General features: G+C 44.7%; 15 protein-coding genes and 4 tRNA genes. 9 read left to right on the forward strand and 10 right to left on the reverse strand.

What is annotated here, in order from left to right; translation table 11 throughout:
* Positions 1–238 precede the first annotated feature (238 nt).
* The 9 genes from hisIE (at position 239) to B9T29_RS00855 (ending at position 10,605) form a co-directional block, all read left to right on the forward strand.
* Positions 239–1,021, forward strand: a complete 783-nt coding sequence (gene hisIE / locus B9T29_RS00815; protein ID WP_086174094.1) for a bifunctional phosphoribosyl-AMP cyclohydrolase/phosphoribosyl-ATP diphosphatase HisIE — start codon at positions 239–241, stop codon at positions 1,019–1,021.
* 10 nt (positions 1,022–1,031) lie between these two features.
* Positions 1,032–2,537 (forward strand): 3'-5' exonuclease, encoded by a 1,506-nt coding sequence (locus tag B9T29_RS00820; protein ID WP_086174187.1) that lies wholly within the window; start codon positions 1,032–1,034, stop codon positions 2,535–2,537.
* Between the two features lie 30 nt (positions 2,538–2,567).
* Positions 2,568–3,935 (forward strand): ATP-binding protein, encoded by a 1,368-nt coding sequence (locus tag B9T29_RS00825; RefSeq protein ID WP_086174095.1) that lies wholly within the window; start codon positions 2,568–2,570, stop codon positions 3,933–3,935.
* Positions 3,936–4,386: 451 nt separating this feature from the next.
* On the forward strand, positions 4,387–7,224 hold the full coding sequence (locus B9T29_RS00830; protein WP_086174096.1) for a monovalent cation/H+ antiporter subunit A: 2,838 nt from the start codon (positions 4,387–4,389) through the stop codon (positions 7,222–7,224).
* A 1-nt stretch (position 7,225) separates the two neighbouring features.
* A complete protein-coding gene (locus tag B9T29_RS00835) occupies positions 7,226–7,591 on the forward strand; it encodes a Na+/H+ antiporter subunit C (RefSeq protein WP_086174097.1) in 366 nt (121 codons plus the stop codon).
* Complete coding sequence (locus B9T29_RS00840) at positions 7,591–9,399, forward strand: monovalent cation/H+ antiporter subunit D (RefSeq protein WP_086174098.1); 1,809 nt, start codon at positions 7,591–7,593, stop codon at positions 9,397–9,399. The genes B9T29_RS00835 and B9T29_RS00840 overlap by 1 nt, the downstream gene beginning before the upstream one ends.
* A 2-nt stretch (positions 9,400–9,401) precedes the next feature.
* Positions 9,402–9,923, forward strand: a complete 522-nt coding sequence (locus tag B9T29_RS00845) for a Na+/H+ antiporter subunit E (protein ID WP_086174099.1) — start codon at positions 9,402–9,404, stop codon at positions 9,921–9,923.
* A complete protein-coding gene (locus tag B9T29_RS00850) occupies positions 9,920–10,195 on the forward strand; it encodes a monovalent cation/H+ antiporter subunit F (RefSeq protein WP_086174100.1) in 276 nt (91 codons plus the stop codon). The genes B9T29_RS00845 and B9T29_RS00850 overlap by 4 nt, the downstream gene beginning before the upstream one ends.
* 11 nt (positions 10,196–10,206) lie before the next feature.
* The gene (locus B9T29_RS00855; protein WP_086174101.1) at positions 10,207–10,605 is read left to right on the forward strand and encodes a Na+/H+ antiporter subunit G; all 399 of its coding nucleotides are present in this window, start codon (positions 10,207–10,209) and stop codon (positions 10,603–10,605) included.
* Positions 10,606–10,677: 72 nt separating this feature from the next.
* Here B9T29_RS00855 and B9T29_RS00860 read toward each other — a convergent pair whose 3' ends face one another.
* From B9T29_RS00860 to tpiA, 10 genes are all read right to left on the reverse strand, one after another.
* On the reverse strand, positions 10,678–11,082 hold the full coding sequence (locus tag B9T29_RS00860; protein WP_086174102.1) for a ribosome-binding factor A: 405 nt from the start codon (positions 11,080–11,082) through the stop codon (positions 10,678–10,680).
* Positions 11,082–13,787 carry a translation initiation factor IF-2 gene (gene infB, locus B9T29_RS00865; protein WP_086174103.1) on the reverse strand — a complete coding sequence of 902 codons (2,706 nt, stop codon included), beginning with the start codon at positions 13,785–13,787 and terminating at the stop codon, positions 11,082–11,084. Before infB ends, B9T29_RS00860 begins: the two co-directional genes overlap by 1 nt.
* A gap of 10 nt (positions 13,788–13,797) precedes the next feature.
* Entirely contained in the window at positions 13,798–15,282 is a 1,485-nt protein-coding gene (gene nusA / locus B9T29_RS00870; protein WP_086174104.1) for a transcription termination factor NusA, read from the reverse strand.
* A gap of 39 nt (positions 15,283–15,321) precedes the next feature.
* Complete coding sequence (rimP, locus tag B9T29_RS00875; protein ID WP_086174105.1) at positions 15,322–15,846, reverse strand: ribosome maturation factor RimP; 525 nt, start codon at positions 15,844–15,846, stop codon at positions 15,322–15,324.
* A gap of 210 nt (positions 15,847–16,056) precedes the next feature.
* Positions 16,057–16,133 (reverse strand) — tRNA-Met (locus B9T29_RS00880).
* A 91-nt stretch (positions 16,134–16,224) separates the two neighbouring features.
* A tRNA-Met gene (locus B9T29_RS00885) sits at positions 16,225–16,301 on the reverse strand.
* A gap of 75 nt (positions 16,302–16,376) precedes the next feature.
* Positions 16,377–16,453: transfer RNA gene (locus B9T29_RS00890), tRNA-Met, on the reverse strand.
* A 47-nt stretch (positions 16,454–16,500) separates the two neighbouring features.
* Positions 16,501–16,585: transfer RNA gene (locus tag B9T29_RS00895), tRNA-Leu, on the reverse strand.
* Positions 16,586–16,638: 53 nt separating this feature from the next.
* Positions 16,639–16,968 carry a preprotein translocase subunit SecG gene (gene secG, locus B9T29_RS00900; protein WP_086174106.1) on the reverse strand — a complete coding sequence of 110 codons (330 nt, stop codon included), beginning with the start codon at positions 16,966–16,968 and terminating at the stop codon, positions 16,639–16,641.
* A 13-nt stretch (positions 16,969–16,981) separates the two neighbouring features.
* Positions 16,982–17,773 carry a triose-phosphate isomerase gene (gene tpiA / locus B9T29_RS00905; RefSeq protein WP_086174107.1) on the reverse strand — a complete coding sequence of 264 codons (792 nt, stop codon included), beginning with the start codon at positions 17,771–17,773 and terminating at the stop codon, positions 16,982–16,984.
* Positions 17,774–17,897: the final 124 nt, after the last annotated feature.

Here is a 17,897-nt window from a genome sequence, read left to right on the forward strand (position 1 = left end):
AGGTTCATTTATCAGATGAACTGTACCTTATACATAAATCCCCTGTTTTTTCACTTGTTTTGATCGATAAAAAATAGACCACGCTCTTTTCAAGCTTTAAGCTCCGCTACAAGCGATGAGGAAACGAAATGATGATGCGTATATTTTTTTCTCAAAGCAGCGCTAATCACGTACACTATGCAGTGGCGATTTTCATTCGCTCTTTTTAATTTTGAACATATATTTTGGTGAAATTCTCATGAACAACTTGCAATGGCTCGATGAAGTAAAATTTAACGAACAAGGTCTAATCCCTGCCATTGCACAGCATCACCAAAGCGGCCGTGTGTTGATGGTCGCATGGATGAACCGTGAAGCTTTAGCCTTAACTGCGGAAAAAAACCAAGCGGTGTATTTCTCTCGCTCGCGTCAAAAATTGTGGCATAAAGGCGAAGAATCTGGTCATTTCCAGACCGTACATGAAATTCGTTTAGACTGTGATGCCGACGTAATTGTATTGCAGATCGAACAACACGGCGGTATTGCTTGCCATACCGGTCGTGAATCTTGTTTCTATCGCAAACTCACTGCAAATGGCTGGGAAATTGTCGATGCACAATTGAAAGATCCAAAGCAAATTTATGCTGAAAAATCGACCAATCAACACACCCTTGCCATGAATGCTTCGACTGCCCAATCTGAACAGGTTGAAGTTTTAGATTATTTGGGTCAAATGATGGCGGAACGCAAGAAAGCCGATCCAGATTCCTCTTATGTGGCCAAGCTGTATCATAAAGGCTTAAACAAAATTTTAGAAAAAGTCGGTGAAGAAAGCATTGAAACCATCATTGCAGCGAAAGACTTTAAAGCCGAGGTCAATGAAGACAATAAAAACGATCTAATTTATGAAGTGGCAGATTTATGGTTCCATACTATTGTCATGTTAGGCTATTTCGATCTTGAACCACAATTGGTATTAAACGAATTGGCACGTCGCCAAGGCTTGTCCGGCCTGGTTGAAAAAGCCAGTCGTCAACATTAAGCCCATGCCTGTGTCTGATCCGAAAAAACCGAGCGCCACTTATGAGCAAGCGATTGCCATAGATAATGCGCGTTTAGGCAAATCCTTTAAAGTGATTGCCTATGCAGGCACAGGTAAAACCACGACTTTACAAATGATCAGTGATGCCATGCCCGAGCGGCGTGGTATGTATCTGGCGTTTAACAAAGCCATTGCTAGCGAGGCGCAAAGTAAATTTCATCGCAACGTCGACTGTCGCACCTTTCACTCGCTGGCTTTTCGTAGTGCGCCGCGTGGCGTGACTGACAAACTGCGGCTGCCACGTTTAAGCCCGAGTTTTATTGCCAAAGAATATCGACTACAACCGATTACCCTGCGCCGGATGATGGGCGGGCGTTATGAAAAATATGTGATGATGCCATCGCGTCTCGCTAGTCTAGTGGCCAATGCGGTCAGTTATTTCTGCTCGACCAGTTCGCAATATCCTGCACCGCGCCATCTGCAAGCGCCGAGCTGGTTACATCCAGACGATATTGACGAATTGCAGAAACATTTATATCCGGCCATTGAACGGCGCTGGCTCGAGTCGATTGATCCCAATCATCAAGCCGGTATTGGACATGATATTTATCTAAAACTTTGGGCCTTGTCCGAACCGAATATCCCGGCAGGTTATGTGTTATTTGATGAAGCACAAGATGCCGATCCCCTGATGCTGGGAATTTTACTGCGTCAAAGAAATACCCAGGTGATTTATGTCGGTGATGCCCATCAACAGATTTATGCCTGGCGTGGTGCGGTCAATGCCATGCAGCAGCTGCCGCTGCCTGAATCGCGCTTGACCACATCATTCCGTTTTGGTGAAGAAATTGCCTTGAATGCCAATGCCATTTTAGGTGCCTTAAACGAAACCGTGCCTTTGCTCGGCAATCCGCACATGAATTCTAAAGTGATGAATAAACCGCATACCAAACAGCGTGATGCGATTTTATGCCGTACCAATGCACGGGCTATGGAACTGCTGCTTTCCGGACTGGTGCATGGCGACAAAGTCAGCTTGCAGGCCGATCATGCCAAACTGAACCGTTTTGTCGATGCCGCCAGCATGCTGAAACAGGGCCGCCGGGTCACCGATGTGCCGGAACTGGCCTGGTTTAATTCATGGCATGATGTGCATGAATACTGTGAAACCAATGATGGCAGTGACATTAAGCCTTTGGTGAAACTGGTGGATGATCACGGTACAGATCCACTCAAAAGAGCCTTGGCCAAAATCACCCCGATTGAACAGGCTGATTACATTATTTCGACCGCACATAAAGCCAAAGGTTTGGAATGGGATCGTGTGCATATCGAAGATGACTATCAATTCAAGGTCAATGAAAAAGACCATAAAATTAGTGACGAAGAGTTAAGATTGCTTTACGTGGCCTGCACACGTGCTAAAGTAAGTTTAAATATTCACCACATTTACGATTTGCTGCAACAACTGAAAAAGCAAATGCCGGTATCACTGCGTAAAGCTGTGGGAGAATAATTTTAGCTTTAGCTGCAAGGCAGGTGTTTTATGAAAATCGATTCTATTCAACTCAAACACGCGCTTCATTTTGCCGATCTCAAGCTGAAATTTAACGACAAGCCCATCACCCTGATTCTAGGCGATCAAAGCTCTGGCAAAACCGGCATTTTAAAATTTACCTATCAGGCACTGACCTGGTTTGCGGCTCGCTATAAAGATTTGCGTGCGACCGGTGTGGTGATGCTGGATCAGGACATCATGTTTACCCGCCTGCAATCCAAAATTGATATTCGGGTTCATATTCCGCCCGATATTGGTACTTTAAATGCCTCTAGCGAAGCTGGAGACAAAACACTCACTGTGTGTGACTGGCAAATTTATAAAACCTTAAATAGTCATGGCATTGGCACCAGCAAGGCCGAAACCCAACAATTAGACAATCTGGTAGAACTGTATCATAACGCGCTCAAACACGATCAGCTACAAGGTTTGCCCTTGATTGCCTATTACCCGGCAGAACGCTTTGTCAATGAAATGAACATTCAAAACAAGAATAATCCGGTGGTTTTTCAAACTTCACATGCCTATGAAATTTCCACCATTCCCTATACCACCTTTAGCCGTTTCTTTGAATGGTTTCGTGAAATTAGCGATATTGAAAATGCCCAGATTGCGCAGCTGTTTCAGCAACTAGTATCAAACCCTTCCATTCAGAAGAATAAAGAAAATGATTTTTTGCAACATCTGGTGAATGCACAAAAACAAATGAATGCGCCCAGTCTGGACGCTTTAAAACAGGCCTTAAGCACCGTTCTTCCTGATTTTGAAGATATTTATTTGCAATATCAGCCCAAATTACAACTGATGGTGAGTTATGCAGAAAAAACCATGCTCTATCAGCAGCTTTCCAACAGTGTCAAAAACTGGATCGCCTTGGTGGGAGATATCGTACGGCGCTTGTGCCTGCTCAATCCCAACAGTTTATATCCCTGTCTGGAAGGCGATGGCATTTTACTGATTGATGCGATTGATCACCAGCTGGATCAAAATACTTCGCAAGTGATTTTACAGCGCCTGCATCAGGCTTTTCCGCGTCTGCAAATTATTGCCACCGGCAACCGTACCGAATTACTGGAACATGCCACTGAATATCAATGCTTAAAACTGGAAAATAAACAGCTGTTTGATATGCAGCTACAGCCTTTGCAGGAAAAGTTTGACACCATTTATGAGAACCTGGTGTTTAATGAAGAAGTGATTGAAACCGACACTTTAACTGAACCTGAATTGGAAAGTATCACTCCACAAAGCCTGTTAGAACAGATTCAACAGCATTTAAATGGTGAACAGCAAACCGAATTGCTGCGTTTAATTCAACAACAGGATGATACATCTTCTCCCCATCCTTTGCCTTGACTGAAAAGATTGAATTTAATTCAAAAAATTTTCAATCTTAAAAACACTCCGTTCTGGGGCATGGTCTGGCTTAACACGCTGCGCCCCTTTTGCATGGACAGGCGTATAATAAACAGGGTTTGTTGACACTTCGTCTATGTTTGCAACATATACGTCTCATGCTCAATTTTAGCCTGCAGCACAAGCCATTTATGAAATGTCGACCAACCCTTGTGTGTGCGCAAAAATAATTGATGTTGTTTTACTCATGTCAAAAGATCATGTATATTTAAAGTTTAATAGTAAAATCCGATTTTACTATGACTTTTTACAGGTTGCGCAACACAGCTTGTTTTTCATTTTTTAACTCAAACCGGCTTTCAAGATTGAGAAGTTTGGATGGCTCTTTGCAGTCCTGTAATCCTTGAAAGATAAGATTCACGCTTAGGTTTTTATCACCTAACTCACGACTTTGGATATGAGTGTGCTACCGATTATTATCTTGTTACCGTTAATACTAGGCACAACCCTTGTCTCGTGGCTGAAATTTTCACGCGGGGTGACGGCCTTAGCCGCTATAGGGGTCAGCCTCAGTAGTCTGACCCTGTTACTGATGCAAGCTAAAGATGTGTTTAATGGCGGAACAGTCACACAAACTTGGGCCTGGCTACCCCAACTCGGTATCGATTTAAGTTTTCGTCTGGATGCCTTAGGCCTGTTATTTTGCTTGCTGATTAGCGGTATCGGAACGCTAATTTATATCTATGCCTATTATTATTTAAACCCTAGAAACTCCCTGAGCAAACTGTATCTTTTGCTAATGCTGTTCATGGCCTCCATGCTCGGCATATCACTTTCTAATAATTTAATTTTACTGCTTATTTTCTGGGAGCTCACCAGTATTTCCTCCTTCCTGCTGGTCGGTTACTGGAATAATTATGAAGCGGCACAACGTGGTTCACGTATGGCGCTCACCATTACCGGCATGGGTGGTTTGGCTATGCTAGGCGGTTTCATTCTGTTAGGTCAAATGACCGGAACCTACCAGATTGACCAGATCCTTACGATGAAAGATCAAATTCAGAATCATTCATTATTTGTTCCAGCTTTATTGCTGATTTTAACTGGAGCCTTTACCAAAAGTGCCCAGTTTCCGTTCCATTTCTGGCTACCGAATGCCATGGCAGCACCGACCCCGGTTTCTGCCTATTTACACTCTGCCACCATGGTCAAAGCCGGAATTTTCCTGCTGGCCCGTTTTATCCCGATTTTTGTCGGTGCCGCGCTGTATCACAATATTGTGACTTTCGTGGGCTTGTTCACCTTATGTATGGCTGCCTTTTTTGCCATTTTCAAGGAAGACTTAAAAGGCTTGCTGGCCTATTCCACCATCAGTCATTTAGGTCTGATTGTGTGCTTGTTGGGGATTGGCTCACCCCTAGCGATTGCTGCCGCCATTTTCCATATTATTAACCATGCCACCTTTAAAGCTGCCCTATTCATGATTGCCGGGATCATTGACCATGAAACCGGAACCCGTGATTTGCGTAAACTCAGCGGTATCTGGCAGTTGCTGCCCTTTACTGCGACCCTGACCATGATCACGGCTGCCTCTATGGCCGGTGTACCCTTGACCAATGGTTTCCTATCCAAGGAAATGTTCTTTACTGAACTTTTGGCCAACCTGTCCGGCCCAGCACTGATTTTTTCTGCGATTGCCGCAACGCTGGCCGGAATTTTCGCAGTGACCTATTCAGTACGTTTGGTACATGGGGTATTTTTTGATGGACCTGTAGGCTCGCAGGTACCCAACCACAAAGTTCATGAACCCCCTTTCGGCATGCGCTTACCTGCAATACTGCTGGCAGTTTTATGTATTTTGGTCGGTTTTGCACCTGCCCTGCTGGTGGAAAACATTGTTAATTCAACTGCACGTGCCAGCACTCAGATGCCTGACTTTACCGGTACCCATTTAGCCATCTGGCATGGTTTTAACCTGCCTTTGCTGATGAGTGCCATTGCGTTATTCGGCGGAATCATTTTCTATTTTGCTTTGGCCAAAAGCGGTCGCATTCGGGAAATTGATCTTGATCCTATCTTGGGCAAATTTCAGGGCAAAGTGCTGTTTGATTTATTTCTCAAGCACCTGTTACTCAGTTCACGTAAGTTCAAGCGTCAAACTGAAAATGGCTCACTGCAAAGCTACCTGATGTGGATTGTACTGTTCAGTGCCGCTTTGCTGAGCATGCCTTTTATCCATCAAGGTCTGACCACTGGCACACGTGAACTTACCCACGCCCCTGCAATTGCCATTGTACTATGGCTGCTCTTGTTCTCGGCCTGCTGGATGATGCTGTGGTTCCATCATGAACGGATCAAGGCGGTACTGATTAGCGGCGCAGTAGGTCTTGTCGTTACACTGGTTTTTGTGACCCTTTCTGCCCCTGATCTGGCCTTAACCCAAATCACGGTCGACGTGGTTACTACTGTACTGCTACTGATGAGCCTCTCCTTGCTGCCACAGCTCACGCCTTATGAATCCAGCGTTTCGCAGCGCTGGCGCGACGCACTGATTGCCATTGGCGGTGGTCTGGGCATAGGCTGGATTAGCTGGCTGATCTTGACCCGTGACCACAATTCAATTTCATGGTTCTTTATGCAACAGTCGCTCCCCCTCGGTGGCGGCTCCAATGTGGTCAACGTGATTCTGGTCGACTTCCGTGGTTTCGATACCTTCGGCGAAATTACCGTACTCGGTATTGCTGCTGTAGGAGCACTTTGTCTCATGGATGGCATGCGTGCACACGGTACCACCATCACACAGGGACTGACTTACCGCTTTAATCCTTCTCCGTTGATGTTCCGTATTACCGCATCGTGGGTATTGCCTTTGGCACTGGTAGTGAGCCTGTATATCTTCCTGCGCGGACATAACCTGCCGGGTGGTGGATTTATTGCCGGTCTCATTACCGCTTTGGCGCTGGTGATTCAATACATTGCCTTAGGCCAGGACCAGGCTGAACAGATGCTAAAAGCCAAATCAGGCCGCTTATATGAAATCTGGATTGGTTCAGGTCTAAGCATTGCAGGACTGACCGGACTCGCTGCCTGGTTCTGGGGACGTCCATTCCTGACCAGCGCCCATGTGTATATCGCTCCGCCCCTGTTGGGAGATATCCATCTAGCATCTGCGGCATTATTTGATGTCGGTGTCTATGTCACCGTGGTGGGTGCCACCATGTTGATGATTTCAGTCTTGGGTGACTCGCGCCACTCCAGCATGTCTGGTCCGGTATTGAAAGGGGAATAAAATGATTAGTCTCGAATTTTTACTGGCCTCTGCCATTGGCTTACTCACTGCAACAGGCATTTACCTGATCTTGCGTGCCCGTACTTTTCCTGTGGTTTTAGGATTGGCGATGATTGGTTATGCGGTCAATTTATTCCTGTTTGCCATGGGACGCATTCAGGTCAATGCACCAGCTGTCCTGACTGAAACCAGCAAGGCTACCGATCCTCTACCTCAAGCTCTGGTGTTGACTGCCATTGTGATTGGCTTTGCTACCACCGCCTTTATTGTACAACTGGCTTTGCGCAGCCGTTATGAAACCGGAACCGATCACGTCGATGCAAAAGAAGAAATCAACCCGATTGACTCGCGTGAGGATGAGCCTTAATGAATGCGATCCTCCAGTTCTGGACTGAACATACCCCGATCTTTAGCATTTTAATTCCGGCATTTACCGGCTTTTTGCTGGTTCTTTTAGGCAATCCCGGGCCAGGTTCATTATCCCGTGATTGGCGACAGCCTTGGCGTCGCGGCATTAGTTATGTCTCGTCAATACTGGGATTAAGCACTGCGATAGTATATTTAATATTCGCTAGCAGCGGGCAAATTAGCACCTACAATCTCAGTGAGTGGTCTGCACCATTCGGAATTGTGCTGGTTCTGGATCAGCTTTCTGCCCTGATGCTGGTGCTGACCTATGCCCTGGCTACACCGATCTTATGGTTTGCCAGTCATGCATGGGATGCAAAAGGGCGTTATTTCCATGCCATGTTCCATTTTTTACTCATGGGCTTATGTGGCGCATTTCTGACAGGCGATTTATTTAACTTATTTGTATTCTTTGAAATCCTGTTGATGGCCTCTTATGTCTTGCTGCTCCATGGACAAGGCAAGGCACGTTTTCAGCTCGGCATTCATTATGTCACCATCAACCTCCTGGCCTCTGCACTATTCCTGATTGGTCTGGGCATGATCTACGGCAGTGTCGGCAGTTTAAATATGGCCGATGTCGCCCGTTTAATCCCGCTGTTAGAACCAGATCAGCATACACTGGCGGTTGCAGGTGGCTTGCTGCTCTTTGTGGTCTTTGGCATCAAGGCTGCCATGTTGCCGGTAGGCTTCTGGCTGCCAAAAACCTATGCCGTTGCCACCACTCCCGTGGCTGCTATTTTCACCATCATGACCAAAGTCGGCATTTATGCCATTCTTCGAGTCAATGGCACGATTTTTGATGACCAATTAAGTCAGAGTATTCTGGCAAACTGGTTACTTCCAATCGGTTTAGCCACCTCAGTCTATGGCGTGATTGGCGCCATTGGAGCCGAACGTTTACGCCGTTTTGTCGGCTTTATGATTTTATCCTCCATCGGTACCCTGCTGATTGCCATTTCACTGTTTAATACTTTGGCTTGGGCTGCAGGACTGTACTATCTGGTTCATAGCACCATTATTGGCGCTGCGTTTTATCTGCTCTCGGGCTGGATTACTTCACAACGCGGTGAATTCAAAGATCATTTCAATATTGCTCCGAAAATAAAACAGCAAAAAGCGGTGTCATTGACCTTCTTTTTGATTGCTTTAATGATGGCGGGTTTACCACCTTTTAGTGGCTTTTTAGGCAAGGTTTTTATCTTGCAGGCGACTTCGCATTCCTCTTATCAGGGCATTATTATTGCAGTCGTGTTATTGGTGAGTTTGCTCAGTATCATTGCCTTTACCCGGGTTGGCTTCATTCTGTTCTGGCGCGCCAGCAAACCTGAAGATCACCCGGAAACTGAAGAATTTAAAGCTTATCAGGCCCTACCCGATCGAGCCCCTGCACGCAATGACAAAACCATTTATCTGCTGTTGTCAGGCTTGGTGCTGTATATGGTTGGCGCAAATCCAATTCAGCAATATATGTTCAAAACGGCTGAACAAATCCAGAACAATGGCTTATATGAACAGGTTATTTTACATAGAGATAATCTGCATCAAGTGATTAGCGTGCAGCCTTATCATCCTGATAATTTACCTGAAACCAAATATGGTGGTGAAACGGTTGATCCTAATGCCCATCTGATTCCTTACATTATCTCTGAAGATACGCTCGAAGGTGAGCACATTTCAGAATATAAGCAACGCCAGATCAGGCAGCAGCAAGACCAGCAAGCCGCTGATCCGGATGATGCCAAACTCAAGCCTATGGAGCCTTAAGCATGCGAAAAACATCGTTTTGGGAAAACTGGCTGCCTCATCCCTTTGTTTCGGTAATTGTGGCCTTAAGCTGGGTCATGCTGTCACATAGCCTTGATCCGGCAACCTTGCTCATGGCCTTATTGCTGGGAATTGCCATTCCACGTTTAGTCAAACCTTTTATTAGTCATACCCCTAATATTCACTGGATTTTGGCCGTAAAATTATTCTTTGTGGTGTTATGGGATATTATTGTCTGTAATATTAAAGTGGCCAAATTGGTACTTGGCCCCCCCCATAAACTACATCCCAAATGGTTTCGTGTGCCTTTGGAAACTCAGCATGAACAGGTTAATGTTCTGCTGGCACTGATTATTACCACCACCCCGGGTACGGTAACTGCAGGGATTGATGATGATCGTGGCGATATTCTGGTGCATGCTTTAAGTACCGATAATGCCGAAATTGATATTCTCGAAATTAAAACCCGTTATGAAAAAGCACTGATCGAAATCTTTGATGTGGAATTAGGAGAAGATTCATGAGTATTTTGCCTTATGCACTTGGTCTGTGTATGGTCGCAATCACTGTTTCTATGTTTCTTTGCCTGGTTCGTATGGTGATGGGGCCATCCATCGTAGATCGGCTTTTAGCACTGGATACCCTGTTTCTGAATGCAACCTGTCTGGTGGTCATTCTGGGCCTTTATTGGGCCAGTACCTCCTTATTTGAAGGCGCGCTTCTGGTGGCCATGCTGGGATTCGTTTCTACCGCAGCCCTGGCACGCTACTTTACCACTGGTCATGTGATCGATTAGGAGCTACAGCAATGCAACTTGTCATGGAAATTCTGGTCTCGATTTTTTTATTGATTGGCTCCTTCTTCATGCTGGTGGGTGGTATTGGTATGGTGCGCCTGCCCGATTTATTCATGCGCCTACATGCACCGACCAAGTCCAGTACCTTGGGACTTGGCAGCTTCTTAATTGCCGCCATGATTTTTTCAGCCTTTCAGGGACGTTTTGGTTTTGCCGAACTGTTGCTGACTTTACTGGCGTTCATTACTGCGCCCGTATCTGCAAACCTGATGGCACAGGCCGCACTGCATTTACGTTTACGTTCAACCAGTGGTGAAGTGCCGGAAGCGCTAGATCGTCCCTTACCCTGGCAACGTACCCGACGCCGTAATCCAAAAGCAGAAAAAGACTCACATGATGATCTGGCCTGAAATCGGCTCATTTTGAGTAGAATTGACTGCCATAAAAAAAGCCACCCTAAGGTGGCTTTTCTTTTTTAGCAATTATTCATCATCTTGCTTTGCTTCAGCAGGCGGTAAATCCTTCACTGCTTCAGCAATCAGACCAAACATATAGTTACCATATGCGTTGGTTTTGTCGTAATGGAAACGCAAGCGAGGCGTTACACGTGTCTTGATACGACGACTGAGTTCGTGACGCAAGAAACCAGAAGCCTTATTTAAAACTTCTAAGGTCTCTTTGTTCGCTACTTCACTTTGCTCATCGCCCAGCTCACGACCCATCACGGTTACATAAACTTCGGCATATCCTAAATCTGGGCTAACTTTAACCGCAGAGATGGTCACTAGACCACCTAAGCGTGGATCTTTCAGCTCTTGGCGAATCAGTTCAGACAATTCTCGCTGAACTGAGTCTCCCATACGCTTCAGACGTTGACTACCCGCCATTAAAGACTCCGTTTAATCAATTGAACATCATAGACTTCGATTTTATCGAGTACTTTAATGTCTTTATAACCTTTCACCGCAAGACCACATTCCATACCAGCACGAACTTCTTCAACCACTTCTTTATAGCGACGAAGAGATTCAAGCTCACCTTGGAATACCACCACGTCATCGCGTAATACGCGAATCGGTTTATTACGGTGTAACATGCCTTCAAGAACCATACAGCCCGCAGCCGCACCAAACTTACTTGAGTGGAACACTTCACGTACTTGAGCTACACCTAGAATCGTTTCACGATGCTCAGGCGCAAGCTTACCGCTCATTGCCGCTTTCACATCATCAATCAATTCATAAATGATGCTGTAGTAACGAATGTCGATACCATCTGCATCCGCTTTTTGACGTGCAGTATTATCAGCACGTACGTTAAAGCCTAGAAGTACAGCTTCAGACGATTCAGCAAGGGTAACGTCAGACTCGGTAATTGCACCTACACCTGAACCGATCACACGTACACGAACTTCATCAGTGGCCAATGCTTGCAAGGCTACCGTCAATGCTTCCAATGTACCGCGTACATCAGTTTTAAGCACAACGTTCACATAAGGAACATCTTTTTTGCCCATAGATGCCATGATGTTTTCAAGACGCATTGCACTTTGACGCTCAAGACGTTTTTCACGTTCACGAGACATCCGTGCATCAGCGACTTCACGTGCTTTCTTCTCATCGTTAACAACAAGAACTTCGTCACCCGCCATTGGCGCTTCAGGAAGACCCAGGATTTCGACAGGAATCGAAGGACCTGCCGATTTAATACGTTTACCGTTTTCATCTACCATCGCACGAACGCGACCATAAGATGCACCAGCAAGCACTAAATCACCCACATTCAATGTACCGTTTTGTACAAGAATAGAAGCAACAGCACCACGGTCTTTATCTACACGTGCTTCAATTACCACACCTTGCGCAGCACCTTCTTCAGATGCTTTCAATTCAAGCAATTCAGACTGAATCAAAATCAAGTCTAGAAGTTCATCAATACCTTGACCAGAATGTGCAGAAACCATTGCTACAGGTACGTCACCGCCCCATTGTTCAGGCACGATTTCTTTGGTGGTCAATTCGTTCAATACGCGATCTGGATCGGCAGATTCTTTATCCATCTTGTTGATTGCAACAATGATTGGCGTACCTGCAGCACGTGCATGATCAATTGCTTCTGCAGTTTGTGGCATTACACCATCATCAGCCGCAACAACCAGAACCACGATATCAGTCGCTTTCGCACCACGTGAACGCATTGAAGTAAACGCTGCGTGTCCCGGTGTGTCTAAGAAAGTGATAATGCCTTTATCGGTTTTAACGTGATATGCACCGATATGCTGTGTAATACCGCCCGCTTCGCCCGCAGCTACTTTGGTACGACGGATACGGTCAAGAAGCGATGTTTTACCATGGTCAACGTGACCCATAATAGTGACTACAGGAGCACGAGTCGTTTGAACACCACGTGCTTCTTCAGCTGCTTCAAGTAAGTTATCTTCAGCTTGAGTATCAGATACTAGAACTGGGTTATGACCCATTTCCTCAACTACAAGTGCCGCAATTTCTTGCTCAATCGCCTGGTTCTGAGTAACAAGCTCACCCATTTTCATAAGTGATTTGATGACTTCGCGAACCTTGATCGCCATTTTTGCAGCTAAGTCAGCAACAACAATGGTTTCACCAATTTCAACATCATAAACTTGCTTTTTAACAGGTTTTTCAAAACCATGCTTGTTGCCTTGGCTGGTTTTCAAACCACGTTTATGCTGGTTATGGCTGAAAGATTGCTCTTCCTGACCACGACGTCCACCTTTTTTCGGTGCACGTGCAGTTGTGGTGTTACCACCGCGTTTAATTTCACGGTCTTCTTTCGCAAATGAATCTTCATAAGCCTGACCAACAAGGCCAGCCGCCAATGGAGAATCATCAACAACACGAATCGTTGCCGTAGTATCTTCAGAGGTGTACTTAGAAGCCATTTGACGCATTTGTTCAAGCGTACGTTGTTGAGCTTCTTCAGCCGATTTACGACGTGCTGCTTCTTCAACTGCTTTTAATTGCGCAGCTTGTGCTTCACGTGCTTTTTTCTGTTCAGCCGTCTCAACCTGTTTAACCGTTTGTTTTACAATTGGTTTATTGTTCGACTTACGCTTCACAACAACAGCAGCTTTTGGTACTTCCTGCTTAGCCGTTTCTTGCTTAGCAGCAGCACGCATTGCTTCTAAAGCTTGTTTCGCCTTAGATACGCCTGGTTGAAGTGCTTCAGCTTTTTGTTCAGTATTAGCAGCAGATGCAGTCGCATTCTTGTCTGCCTGTGCTTTAGCAAGTGCTTCAGCTTTGATTTGTTCAGGATCTGGCTTAACAAATGTATGTTTCTTACGAACTTCTACATTAATCGTTTTCGCCTTACCTGATGTACTTGCCACTTTAGCAGTACTGGTTGTTTTACGTTTCAACGTGATTTTTCCTGCATGCCCATCGTCTTGACCATGAACTTTCTTCAAATGGTTAACGAGGGTATTTTGTTGTTCAGTGGAAATAATATCTTCAGCCTTACGTTGCGGTAAACCTGCGTCACGAACCTGCTCTAGGAGCTTCTCAACGGGGCGATCCACGCTGAGAGCCAACTCTTTAATCGACTTGTCCGTCATATATTTCCTCCTAGTTAAACCATGATTCGCGCGCTTTCATAATAAGTTGACCCGCTTTTTCCGCACCTAAACCTTCAATATCTTCAATATCGTCAGTCGCTTGGTCAGCTAAATCATCTACAGTCACCACACCGCGGGCCGCAAGGGCATATGCGATTTCCTGTGTCATTCCTTGCATTGCAACAAGTTCTGCACTTGGATCTTGAATGTTTTCTTGTTGTTTTAACGCGTCTGCCAATGTAATTTCTTTCGCACGGCTTTGCAATAATTCAACAGTTTCAGCATCCAACTCAATTTCATCAAATGTTTCAGCTGGAACATAAGCAATTTCTTCTAGTGAAGTAAAGCCCATATCAACCAAAGCCATTGCCAAGTCTTCTTCAATATCCAGACGGGTGACAAACATGTCTAGATATTGTTGAGCTTCATTTTGTTGACGTGCGTAGAATTCATCTTCGAGCATCATATCCAGTTTGTAGCCTGTCAATTCAGAGGCTAAACGGACATTTTGACCTTGTGAACCAATAGCACGTGCCAACTGATCGCTTGCTGCAAAAATGATGTCTGCGCTGTGAACATCTTCATCAATCACAATACTCGATACATCTGCAGGCTCTAAAGCGCTTGCGATGTACTGTGCTGGATCGTCAGACCATACAACGACATCAATACGTTCGCCATTGAGCTCTGATTGTACTGCCTGGATACGTGTACCACGCATACCAATACAAGCACCTACAGGATCAATACGGTGATCGTTGGTTTTCACAGCAATTTTAGCACGAACGCCCGGTTGACGTGCAGCTGCTTTGATTTCGATAATTTCTTCAGAAATTTCAGGAATTTCTTTCTTCATCAACGCAATCAGCATTTCAGGACGTGCACGTGACAATAATAATTGTGCACCACGGCCTTCACGATTCACGCTATATAAAATCGCGTTTACACGTTGTTTGGGACGAAGAATTTCCTTAGGAATCATTTCTTCACGGGCAAGATAAGCTTCCGCATTGTCACCCAAGTCAATAATAAAGCCATCTTTGGTTTGTTTTTTCACTTCACCATAGATAAGTTCACCGACTTTAGACTCATAGGCATCAGCAACTAAAGCACGTTCAGCTTCACGAATTTTTTGTACAATTACCTGTTTGGCAATTTGTGCAGCAATTCGACCGAAATCAATCGATTCCACTTCGAGTTCACGAATGTCACCAATTGACCATTGAGCAGGATCAACATCAGAAATGGCATCCTGACATGCAGGCATCTCGTGATCTTCATCAGCTACTACTTCCCATTGACGGAAAGTACGGTAATCACCTGTTTTACGATCGATTTCCACACGTAAACGTGCTTCTTCCGAGTGTGTGCCTTCATAAAATTTCTTTTTAGTCGCAGCTACAAGCGCTTGTTCTAGCGCTTCAAAGATCGCTTCACGAGGTACACCTTTTTCGTTACTAACCGTTTCTACTACGGTAAGAATTTCACGTGCCATAAGTCACCTATTCGTTCAGATTCTTATTTATTAGATAAATTAATCTTGGTAAATCAAATTTGCTTTGTCGATATTATGACTATCAATTTCAAGAATTTGTTGTTTTTCAACTTCCACTTGAATGAGTTCATTTTCAAGATCAACAGCAACCAGTTTTGCTTGAAATTTACGACGGTTATCTACCGCACTAATCAGACGTAATGCAATTTGATGTCCAATATAGGCTGGCATTTGTTCGAGTTGAAAAAATGGACGATCCCAACCTGGCGAAGATACTTCAAGTGAATATTCACCAGAAATTGGATCATGCACGTCAAGCATGGCACCGACTTGCTGTGTTACGCGAACACAGTCTTGTACGCCTATGCCACGGCCCTGCTCTAGCTCGCCTTCTTCATTCAAAACAGGCTGGGCATCGGTTTCATTTGCTTTATCAATATAGATACGCAATAAAGAACGCTTTCCTTGAGGAAGAAATTCGATTCCCCAAAGATCTACATTGCATGCTTGCACTGCAGGAGCGATTAGATCTTGGAGTGCTTGAGTTTTATTTGATAGCTTCATTTACTCTCGTCAATATGGTGCGATTTAATGGTCACGGTGACCGGTTCAGACTAACTCAACTATATTAGTAGTGAAACATGACGATTTGACCAATAAATGTCGGACACTACACGATAGCCAATAAAAAAGGGCGTAATCGCCCCTATTTACACAGAAAAACCAAAGTCCACTGTGCAAAAAGGCCCACCTTTTGTGAGCCTTTTAGAAACTTGGTAGCGGGAGCTGGATTTGAACCAACGACCTTCGGGTTATGAGCCCGACGAGCTACCAGACTGCTCCATCCCGCATCAACGTGCAAAAATTATATACAATCTACCGAACATTTTCAATCAAAAACTATTCAGTGATTACTTGATTAAGTTGCACCCTAATCAAAAGTGGTAGCGGGAGCTGGATTTGAACCAACGACCTTCGGGTTATGAGCCCGACGAGCTACCAGACTGCTCCATCCCGCATCAACATTGCAAAAATTTTATCTCACCTTAATACTCAAGGTGCCTATTTCAGTTTGCATCTAAAATAAGATTGATTGGTAGCGGGAGCTGGATTTGAACCAACGACCTTCGGGTTATGAGCCCGACGAGCTACCAGACTGCTCCATCCCGCATCAACAGATTTGCTGCACAACACCAACTTATGTTCTGGATTACAAGTTGGTGCGGAAGGGGGGACTTGAACCCCCACGCCCGAAGGCACTACCACCTCAAGGTAGCGTGTCTACCAATTCCACCACCACCGCAGCTGTGTCGCATTCTAGTCGGATCAAACCAAAAAAGAAAGAACTAAATCAGATTATTCACCAGTTTTTGGTGCAACTGGCGAAGTTTCAGGCGATTGAGTTTGTGCAGGAACTGGGGTTTGTACCGATTTTAAGCTGTAAGCATCGGTGGTTTGTTTTTTTGCAAACACCGCTAAACTTAAGCTGGTGACAAAAAATAAGGCGGTTAAAATTGCGGTTACACGGGTTAAAAAATTACCAGAACCCGAAGCACCAAATACGGTTGCTGCACCGCCACCACCAAATGATGCACCCGCATCGGCACCCTTACCATGTTGTACCAGAATCAATACAATCATTAAAAGGGCTAAGATAATATGTACTACCAGCACAAATGCATGCATGCTGAACTCCTAATTATTTTGTATTTGCAAAAGCCTGAGCAATTTTATAGAAAGACTCTGCATTTAAAGATGCACCACCAACCAGCGCACCATTAATATCTGGACAGGCAGCCAACTCTACTGCATTTTCTGGCTTAACACTACCACCATACAGAATCGCCATGCTTGCACCTAAAGGTGTAATTTGAGTTAAACCTTCACGAATTTTAGCGTGCATTGCCTGTGCATCTTCAGGTGAAGCTGTTTTGCCGGTACCAATCGCCCAAATGGGTTCATAAGCCACCACAATATTCTTCCATTGCTCTGCTGTTACAACAGTCGCAATATCACAAATTTGTTGCAAGACCACCTGCTCTGCCTGACCATTTTCACGCTGTTCCAGGCTTTCACCCACACAGTAAAGAATGGTTAATCCGGCATTTAGAGCATTCTTAACCTTTTCATTCAGAATCTGGGCAGTTTCAGTAAAAATTTCACGACGTTCTGAATGACCGATCAGTACAAAATCAATTTGCTGATCTTTGAGTAGTTCAGCACTCACCTCACCGGTATATGCCCCTGTTCCAGAAATACGGGAAACATCTTGGGCAACGCTATAGATGGGGCGAATTGAATCTGCTAATTCACTCGTCACTCCAGCCAAAGCAAGCATGGTAGGTGCAACACCTAAATAACAATCTTGTTCTTTAATTTCATTATTTTGCAATAATTTTTTAAAATCATTTACCCATACTTTGGCATCTGCTTGCATTGGGTTCATTTTCCAATTGCCGACAACCCAAGGAGTAATAGTCGAACCCGACATACAGTAACCTATTAAAAACAATTCATTAAACCGCGCACATTCTACACGGAATTCAGCATTTTTTAGATAATTTTCACCAGCCTTTTTTATAAGTTTGTTGTTTTTCAAAATTGCTACAAAAAAA

Source organism: Acinetobacter sp. ANC 3903 (assembly GCF_002135315.1).
In the GTDB taxonomy this organism is placed as follows: domain Bacteria; phylum Pseudomonadota; class Gammaproteobacteria; order Pseudomonadales; family Moraxellaceae; genus Acinetobacter.

Bases quoted from the DNA above. Each gene is read 5' to 3' on its own strand.
- B9T29_RS00835 (WP_086174097.1), top strand. From the start codon at position 7,226: ATGATTAGTCTCGAATTTTTACTGGCCTCTGCCATTGGCTTACTCACT.
- secG (WP_086174106.1), bottom strand. From the start codon at position 16,968: ATGCATGCATTTGTGCTGGTAGTACATATTATCTTAGCCCTTTTAATG.
- rimP (WP_086174105.1), bottom strand. From the start codon at position 15,846: ATGAAGCTATCAAATAAAACTCAAGCACTCCAAGATCTAATCGCTCCT.
- infB (WP_086174103.1), bottom strand. From the start codon at position 13,787: ATGACGGACAAGTCGATTAAAGAGTTGGCTCTCAGCGTGGATCGCCCC.
- B9T29_RS00845 (WP_086174099.1), top strand. From the start codon at position 9,402: ATGCGAAAAACATCGTTTTGGGAAAACTGGCTGCCTCATCCCTTTGTT.
- B9T29_RS00825 (WP_086174095.1), top strand. From the start codon at position 2,568: ATGAAAATCGATTCTATTCAACTCAAACACGCGCTTCATTTTGCCGAT.
- B9T29_RS00840 (WP_086174098.1), top strand. From the start codon at position 7,591: ATGAATGCGATCCTCCAGTTCTGGACTGAACATACCCCGATCTTTAGC.
- hisIE (WP_086174094.1), top strand. From the start codon at position 239: ATGAACAACTTGCAATGGCTCGATGAAGTAAAATTTAACGAACAAGGT.
- nusA (WP_086174104.1), bottom strand. From the start codon at position 15,282: ATGGCACGTGAAATTCTTACCGTAGTAGAAACGGTTAGTAACGAAAAA.
- B9T29_RS00855 (WP_086174101.1), top strand. From the start codon at position 10,207: ATGCAACTTGTCATGGAAATTCTGGTCTCGATTTTTTTATTGATTGGC.
- B9T29_RS00850 (WP_086174100.1), top strand. From the start codon at position 9,920: ATGAGTATTTTGCCTTATGCACTTGGTCTGTGTATGGTCGCAATCACT.
- B9T29_RS00860 (WP_086174102.1), bottom strand. From the start codon at position 11,082: ATGGCGGGTAGTCAACGTCTGAAGCGTATGGGAGACTCAGTTCAGCGA.
- tpiA (WP_086174107.1), bottom strand. From the start codon at position 17,773: ATGTCGGGTTCGACTATTACTCCTTGGGTTGTCGGCAATTGGAAAATG.